We start from the raw sequence: 257 nt of genomic DNA, 5'->3' as shown, positions 1-257 counted from the left end.
GGAGCGCACCCTGTACCTCACGGTGCCACTGCGGGAGATGGGCATCCCCTGCCTCGTCGCGCTGACCATGCTCGACATCGCCCGTAGCCAGCGCATCCGCCTCGATATCGACGGTCTGGCGCGGCGTCTCGGCTGCCCGGTGGTGCCGCTGTGATCCACCCGCGCCGATGGCATCGACGAACTGACGGCGGCCATCGACTCCCTACAGCTCCCGCAGGCGGCGCTGGCGGTGGATTACCCACCGGCCATCCAGGCGC

General features: G+C 70.0%; 1 pseudogene. It reads left to right on the top strand.

Annotated elements, in window-relative coordinates:
• Positions 1-257: pseudogene (locus ACLJNW_RS26520) on the top strand (FeoB small GTPase domain-containing protein); the annotation flags it as partial.

The sequence above is a fragment of the Salmonella sp. SAL4457 genome (assembly GCF_046548235.1).
Taxonomy (GTDB): domain Bacteria; phylum Pseudomonadota; class Gammaproteobacteria; order Enterobacterales; family Enterobacteriaceae; genus Salmonella; species Salmonella enterica.
This window is presented reverse-complemented; position numbering and strand designations above follow the sequence as displayed.